Source organism: Baekduia sp., from assembly GCF_035318805.1.
Taxonomy (GTDB): Bacteria; Actinomycetota; Thermoleophilia; order Solirubrobacterales; family Solirubrobacteraceae; genus Baekduia.
On the sequence record NZ_DATHDY010000140.1, the window covers coordinates 71,538 to 78,589 of the forward strand.

Sequence of the window (7,052 nt, forward strand, 5' to 3'; positions counted from 1 at the left end):
ATGAAGTACATGCTGTTGATTCACCAGGGCACCACCCCGCTCCCCGGCTCCGAGGCGTGGGAGGCGCTTGCGGAGGAGGAGAAGAACGCGGTCTTCGCTGCGTACAAGGCCCTCAACGAGACCCCCGGCGTCAGCCCCGGCCTCCAGCTCCAGCCGCCTGAGACGGCGACCACCGTGCGGGTGCAGGACGGCCGGACGCTGACGACCGACGGCCCCTTCGTCGAGCTCAAGGAGGCGATCGGCGGCTACCTGCTGTTGGAGGCCGACGACCTCGACGCCGCGATCGAGCTGGCCTCGCGGATTCCGGCCGCCCGGATGGGCGGCGCGATCGAGGTGCGTCCGATCGCGGAGTGGTAGAGATCCTCGAGCAGACCTTCCGCGCGCAGTGGGGCTACGTCCTCGCTGCGCTGATCGGCTTCCTCGGCGACTTCGACCTCGCCGAGGAGGCCGCGCAGGAGGCCTTCGCGGTGGCCGCGGAGCGCTGGCCGCGCGACGGCGTGCCCACGAGCCCGGGGACGTGGCTGATCACCACGGCACGCAACCGGGCCATCGACCGCATTCGCCGTGAGCGGACGCTGGCCGCCAAGACGCGGCAGCTCGAGGTGCCCGAGGCGACGGAGGACCCGGTGGACGAGACGACCTTCCCCGACGAGCGGCTCGAGCTCGTCTTCACCTGCTGCCATCCGGCGCTCGCGACCGAGGCGCAAGTGGCGCTCACGCTCCGGACGCTCGGCGGCCTGACGACCCCCGAGGTCGCCCGCGCCTTCCTGGTCCCGGAGGCCACGATGGCGCAGCGGCTGGTGCGGGCCAAGCGCAAGATCAAGGCCGCCGGCATCCCGTTCCGGGTGCCGGCGGACCACCTGCTGCCCGATCGGCTCGCCGCCGTGCTGGCGGTCGTCTACCTGATCTTCAACCAGGGGTACTCGGTCCCGCACTCGGTCCCGCCCACCCGCGACCTGACGGCCGAGGCGCTCCAGCTCGGCCGCGCGCTCGCCGAGCTGATGCCCGACGAGCCCGAGGTGCACGCGCTCCTGGCGATGATTCTGCTGCTCGACGCCCGCGGCGCCGCGCGATTCCGGGGTGGCGAGCTGGTCCTGCTCGACGACCAGGACCGCTCGCTCTGGAACGCGGCGCAGATCGCCGACGGACAGGCGGTGCTCGACCGGGCCCTGGCGCTGCGGGGCCGCGGTCCGTACGTCCTCCAGGCCGCGATCGCCTCACTGCACGCCGACGAGCCGCGCGACTGGGCGCAGATCGCGGCCCTCTACGGCGAGCTGGCCCGCCTCACCGACTCGCCGGTCGTCGAGCTGAGCCGAGCCGTCGCGGTCGCCGAGGCACAGGGTCCTGAGGCCGGCCTCGCCATCGTCGATCGCCTCGCGCTGGAGGACTACCACTACCTCCACGCGACGCGCGGCGAACTCCTGCGCCGCCTCGGCGCGACGGGCGAGGCCCGCGACGCCTACCGCCGTGCGCTGGCGCTGGTCCACGACGACGCCGAGCGACGCCTGCTGGAGCGGCGGCTCGCGGAACTGGGCGCGGCGTAGCGGTTGCGCGTCGACCCGAGGGGCCTCGGAGCAGTCTGTTACCGAGACAGGTAGATCGTGGCGCCGGCCGCGGCCTCGTCCTGGGGCACCTGGTCGGCCAGCTTCGGGATGTCGGTCACGATCGACCGGTCCAGCGTCGTGACGTCGGGCCAGTCCACCTCGACGAGGTTGCCGGCGGGGTCGCGCAGATACAGCTGGACCGCGCCGTCGGGCAGCTCGTAGATGTGCGAGGACCAGCTGTCGCGGTCCTCGATGCCGAGCGCCAGGGCCTTGACGTAGACCGCCTCGAAGTCGTCGACGTTGAGGCCGAAGTGCTGCAGGCGCGGCGGCGACGTGTCGTGCTCGAAGAGATGCAGCTCCTGGTCGCCGAGGCGCAGCCAGGCCGTCGGCGCGCGGAAGGTCGCGCTCGGGATGCGCTCCATCCCGAGGACGCCGGTGTAGAACGCCAGGGACTCCTCGATGTTCCGGGCGCTGATGCTGATGTGGTTCAACGAGGTGGCCGGCATGGCGTCGCCGACGACGTTAGGTCTGGCGGCGAGCGCTCCGAGCGCCGGCCGCGCTCGCTCGATAGGTGTCCCCGATCACCGACCGGGGCCGGGCGGCGCGGACCTCTCGGCCCGCGCCGCCCGCATCGCGCCGGACCTCAGCCGGTCTTCGGCAGCGTCAGCGTCACCGACCGCGTGAGGGCCAGCCTGCCGCCGGAGGCGTTGGTCAGCGACCACCGCGCGCTGACGGTGAACCGCGTGTGGCCGCGGAGCGCCTTGCGCGCCGTGGGGCCGAGGTAGACCTTGATGGTCCTGCTCTTGCCGGCGCCGATCGTGAAGTACTCGTCCCCGAACGTGACGGTCTTCGTCCTGCCGCCGACCTTGGCCTTGCCCTTGAGGACGAGCGTGCCGTTGATGGTGGCCTTGCTCGTGTTGATCGCCACCACGCGGGCGAAGCTGCCCGACACGGAGCCCGTCGTCCGGACCCGCGCGGTCACCGCCGGCGGCTTGGCCGGCGCGGGCGCCGGCGCCGGCGCAACCACGGGCTCGGACGCAACGGGCTTCTCGACCGTGATCGTCTGCGGCGCGGCGCCCGGCTTGTAGGTCAGCGCGGGGACCGTCGTCGGCGCGACATGGCCCTTGCCGTCGGCCTGGGCCCGCTGCTCGAAGGCGTAGGCCATGCCCACGAGCTTCGCGTCGTCCCACGCCCGGCCGAGCAGCTGGATGTTGATCGGCTGCCCGTGGTCGTTGTAGCCCGCCGGGAACACGACGGTCGGGATCCCCGCCGCCGCGCCGATCGTGTCGGACCGGCCGAAGCTCGACTTGTTGCCGCCGCCGTCGTTGAGGCTGATGTCGCTCAACAGCCCCGGGTAGACGACCGCGTCGACCCCGGCCGAGTCCATCCACGCCTTGGCGGAGCCCGCGTAGGTCACCCGGTAGGCGCGCTTGGCCGCGATCTCGTCCGCGGTCATCCGCGGTGCCGGCGGCACCGCGCAGGCGCTCACGTCGGCCCGCACGTAGGCGATCTTCTTCTGCGAGCAGCTGACGTCGACCGCGTTGCTGATCGGGAAGCCCTGCTGGGCCAGCTCGGGATGGGCGTCGATGTACTGCGCCCAGCCCTCCTGCTGGGTGTTGCCGGTCGTCGTGTTCGCCGGAACCGTCGGCACGTCGGCACCCCCCACTGCTGCGCCCATCGGGACGATCGTCGCCCCGGCCTGCTCGAGGTACTGCAGAGCGGCCTTCTCGGCGTCGATCGTCCCGGTCGTCCCGAACGGGTCGACCCACTTGGACGCGACGTAGCCGATGCGCTTGCCCTCCAGGGCGTTGGGATCCAGCATGCTGCGCCAGTCGGCGGGCCGGTGGGCGTCCGCCGGAGCGGTCGCCGGGTCCGCCGCGTCGGTGCCCGTCACGACGTTCAGCACGTCGGCCAGGTCCGGCACCGAGCGCGTCATGACGCCCCCGAAGTCGGTCAGCCACGACAGCGGCATGATGCCCGAGCCGCTCTCGAGCCCGTCGGTTCCGCGCAGCGTCACCAGGCTCGCGCCGCTCGCCGGGCCGTAGAGCGAGTCACCGGTCTGCGAGCCGAGCGCCGCCGCGGCGAGGCTGGCCGCCGTCGCCGTCGCCGAGCCGCCGCTGGAGGCGATCGCCGACTTGGAGGGGTTGAACGCGTTCCACACCTGGCCCCACGGGTCGTTGGAGTAGCTGCCGCTGGTGGCGTACTCCTCCAGCGCCGCCTTGCCGATGATGACCGCACCCGCATCGCGCAGCCTGGCGACCTGGAACGCGTCGGACTTGGGCCGGAAGCCCTCGAACGTCAGGCTGCCGTTGGTCGTCGGCATGTCCTTGGTGTCGTAGAGGTTCTTGACGGCGATCGGGATGCCGAGCACCGGGCTGCTCTTGCCCGCGGCGCGCGCGTCGTCGGCGGCCTTGGCCTGCGCCATCGCGTCCTTCGCGACGTACTCGTAGGAGTTGAAGCCGAACTGGCCCTGGTCGTAGACCGCGACGCGGTCGAGGTACGCGCGGGTGATCTGCTGCGAGGTGGTCCTGCCCGACTCGAGGTCGGCCCGCAGCTGCCCGATCGTCTTGTCGACGACGTCGTAGGGCGAGCTCGTCACCGGCTCCCGGGCCTCGGGCACCGGGATCTGGCCGACGGTGCCCACGCTCGCGCAGTCGGCCGGGTCGAAGCCAGGGATCGTCAGCGCGGAGATGTCGAAGTTGTCGATCGAGCAGATCTGCGCGGCCGACAGGTCGCTCAGCTCGGGATCGCCGGCGAGCGCGGTCGCGGTGGCCTCGACGCTGCTGCGCACCGCCGCCGACGTCGTCGTGTCGACCCGCGGACCGAGGACGACGAAGTGGGCCACCGACCGGGTCTTGCCCGGCGGCAGGGTGATGGTGTTGACGTAGGCCTGGAAGTTGCCCTCGTGGCCGGAGGTCGCCAGTGGGTTGTTGAAGGTGTCGTTGAGCCAGTTGCCGGTGAAGGTCATCGCGCCGGCGAACACGCCCGGCGTGCCGATGACCGTGGCCTGCGGCCCGCCGACGGGCGTGGTGCCGTTGAGCGGGGTCGCGACCTCGGCCCACGAGTCGGCGGCGGTGAGGGTCGCGTCGCTGCTGGAGGTGTTGACCAGCGCGCTCGAGTTGGCGCCGGCGGCGCCGTAGCCGGTCTGGCCACCGAACGCGACCTTGACGGTGATCGGCGCCCGAGTCGTGTTGGTGAAGCTGTCCAGCCACCGCGTCCAGCCGGCGGACCGGTTGACGTAGATCGAACGCGCGATCGTCACGCCGCCGAGACCCACCGCGGTCGTCGTGTCGAAGCGGTCGAGCCCGTCGAACTTCAGCCCGAAGCCGCGCATCAGCTCGCCGTTGAACCGCGGTGACGGCGTGGTCGAGACCTGGACCTTGATGCCGCCGAAGCCGTTGATGGTCGTGCTGTAGGCCGCGCTGGTGCCGGCGGCGACCTGCGTGGCCCGGATGCTTCCGGTGTCGACGCGCGGCGCCGCGGCGTCCTGGATCCCCCAGTACGTGCCGCTGCTGTCGGTGACGTAGTTGAACGCGGCCGCCGACCCGGCGAGCGCCGATCCGGCGAGGAGCACTGCGGCCAGCGCGGCGAGACTCGCCCTGGCGGAGGTACGTGGCGACATGCAGATCCTTCTGATGACTGATGGAGGACTGGACCACCGGGCCGCGACTTGCTGCGCGCCGGCACGGCCGCCGATCAAATCCGGGCGAGCCCCGGTGCGCCATCGCCCGTGTGTCGTGTGTCCAGATCGGCCGCAGGACCGGCGGTCCATGCGCGTGCGACGGCAGAGCGGTCGCCCGCCGCGCCGGCCGGGTCTCCCGATCGGGTATCCGTAGGGGATGAGCGTCCTCGGTGAGCTGGCGGTTGCGGTGGTGCAGGCGCCGATGGCGGGTGGCCCGTCGACGCCGGAGCTCGCGGCGGCGGTGTCCGAGGCCGGCGGGCTCGGGTTCGTGGCGGCCGGCTACAAGAGCGTCGAGAGCGTGCGAACCGACGTCGAGACGACGCGCGCGCTGACGGCTCGGCCGTTCGGCGTCAACGTGTTCGTCGGCGGCGGCGAGCCTGCCGAGCCCGAGCTCGTCGAGGCGTACGCCGCGCGGCTGCGAGCTGAGGTGGGACGGGTCGGGGTGCCGCTCGGCGAGCCGCGGTTCGACGACGACGCGTTCGACGAGAAGGTCGAGCTGCTGTGCGAGGAGCGCGTGGCGGTGGTGTCGTTCACGTTCGGGCTGCCGTCGCGCGACGCCGTGGACCGGCTGCACGAGGCCGGCTCGGAGGTGTGGATCACCGTGACCTCGCCGGCCGAGGCGCGAACCGCCGCGCGGGTCGGCGCCGACGCGCTGGTCGTCCAGGGCGTCGAGGCCGGCGGGCATCGTGGCGTCTTCACCGACGACGACCAGGCCGCGGACCTGACGCTGCTCGTCGCGCTGCAGCTCGTGCGGGCGGCCGTCGACCTGCCACTCGTAGCGACCGGCGGGATCGCGACCGGCGCGGCGGTCGGCGCGGTGCTCGTCGCGGGTGCCGCCGCGGCGCAGGTCGGCTCGGTGTACCTGCGCAGCCCCGAGGCGGGCACGTCTGCGGCGCAGCGCGCCGCGACCGCCACGGCGGCGCCCACGAAGCTGACGCGCGCGTTCACCGGCCGGCTGGCGCGCGGGATCGTCAACCGCCTGCTGACCGAGCACGGCGAGGCGGCGCCGCGCGCCTACCCCGAGGTCCACCACCTCACGGCGCCGCTGCGCGCCCACGGCCGCAGCACCGGCGACGCCGACCTCATCAACCTGTGGGCCGGCCAGGCGCACGAGCTGGCGCCGGACCTCCCCGCCGCGGAGATCACCCGGCAGCTGGGCGACGAGGCGCGCGCCGCGGTGGCGGCGGTCCACGCACGGCTCGCGCCCGGCGCCTAGGGCGCGGGCCCTACGGCGCCGCGAGGCGCGAGCCCACGCCCTCGCCGTGGCGGGTCATGAACGCCAGCGGCGCGATCATGGCGCGGACCGCGAACGCCCGTGTCCGGCTGTGCCGCCCGGCCACCCGCGGGCCCAGCGCGGCGGCCATCGCCGTGAGCCCCGGCAGCGGCCGGATGAAGAGCTGCATGTGGGTGATCAGGCCGTCGTCGTCGAGCGTGACGAGCATCGCCTCGTCGAGGCGCTGGCGCCCGACGCGACCCTCGAGGGCGAGCAGCCGGGTGCGGTCGTCGCCGGCGTCGGCGACGTAGCGGACGTCGTCGATCACCGCGTGGACGTCCTCCAGCAGGTCGCGCATCTGCGGGTGTCCCGAGAACGCGAAGCGGTCGGTGATCGGCGACTTCAACACCACCTCGGGCGCCATGCAGGCGAGCATGGCGGGCACGTCGTGCGCCTCGGCGGCGGCGCGGTAGGCGGCGAGTGGGCTGTCGACGGCGATCATCGTCTGTGCGACGCTACGCACGATCAGCGCCGCGCTCAACGGTCATGGAGCATGAAATGGACGTCCATCTTCATCACGACGTGCTGAACGAGCTGGCCCGACGACTGCGCG

6 protein-coding genes are annotated in these 7,052 nt (G+C 72.9%); 3 read left to right on the forward strand and 3 right to left on the reverse strand.

The genetic code is table 11. The features are described from left to right. Both VK501_RS28485 and VK501_RS28490 read left to right on the forward strand, forming a co-directional pair. Positions 1-357: a YciI family protein gene (locus tag VK501_RS28485; protein WP_324343445.1), complete on the forward strand. Its 357-nt coding sequence runs from the start codon at positions 1-3 to the stop codon at positions 355-357. Further along, entirely contained in the window at positions 351-1,544 is a 1,194-nt protein-coding gene (locus VK501_RS28490; protein WP_324343446.1) for an RNA polymerase sigma factor, read from the forward strand. Before VK501_RS28485 ends, VK501_RS28490 begins: the two co-directional genes overlap by 7 nt. 38 nt (positions 1,545-1,582) lie before the next feature. On the opposite strand, the gene VK501_RS28495 is transcribed toward VK501_RS28490, so the two are convergent. Further along, on the reverse strand, positions 1,583-2,050 hold the full coding sequence (locus tag VK501_RS28495) for a VOC family protein (protein ID WP_324343447.1): 468 nt from the start codon (positions 2,048-2,050) through the stop codon (positions 1,583-1,585). A gap of 137 nt (positions 2,051-2,187) precedes the next feature. Then, positions 2,188-5,166, reverse strand: a complete 2,979-nt coding sequence (locus VK501_RS28500; protein ID WP_324343448.1) for an amidase family protein — start codon at positions 5,164-5,166, stop codon at positions 2,188-2,190. Between the two features lie 217 nt (positions 5,167-5,383). Here VK501_RS28500 and VK501_RS28505 point away from each other — a divergent pair, with 217 nt between their 5' ends. Beyond that, entirely contained in the window at positions 5,384-6,442 is a 1,059-nt protein-coding gene (locus VK501_RS28505; protein ID WP_324343449.1) for a nitronate monooxygenase, read from the forward strand. 10 nt (positions 6,443-6,452) lie between these two features. Here the strand turns inward: VK501_RS28505 and VK501_RS28510 are convergent, their stop codons facing one another. After that, positions 6,453-6,941, reverse strand: coding sequence for a nuclear transport factor 2 family protein (locus tag VK501_RS28510; RefSeq protein WP_324343450.1), 489 nt, complete (start codon positions 6,939-6,941; stop codon positions 6,453-6,455). Between the last annotated feature and the right edge of the window lie 111 nt (positions 6,942-7,052).

What these genes read in the sequence shown, in the direction of transcription:
- VK501_RS28485 (WP_324343445.1), top strand. Translation starts at nt 1, where the DNA reads ATGAAGTACATGCTGTTGATTCACCAGGGCACCACCCCGCTCCCCGGC.
- VK501_RS28495 (WP_324343447.1), bottom strand. Translation starts at nt 2,050, where the DNA reads ATGCCGGCCACCTCGTTGAACCACATCAGCATCAGCGCCCGGAACATC.
- VK501_RS28500 (WP_324343448.1), bottom strand. Translation starts at nt 5,166, where the DNA reads ATGTCGCCACGTACCTCCGCCAGGGCGAGTCTCGCCGCGCTGGCCGCA.
- VK501_RS28505 (WP_324343449.1), top strand. Translation starts at nt 5,384, where the DNA reads ATGAGCGTCCTCGGTGAGCTGGCGGTTGCGGTGGTGCAGGCGCCGATG.
- VK501_RS28510 (WP_324343450.1), bottom strand. Translation starts at nt 6,941, where the DNA reads ATGATCGCCGTCGACAGCCCACTCGCCGCCTACCGCGCCGCCGCCGAG.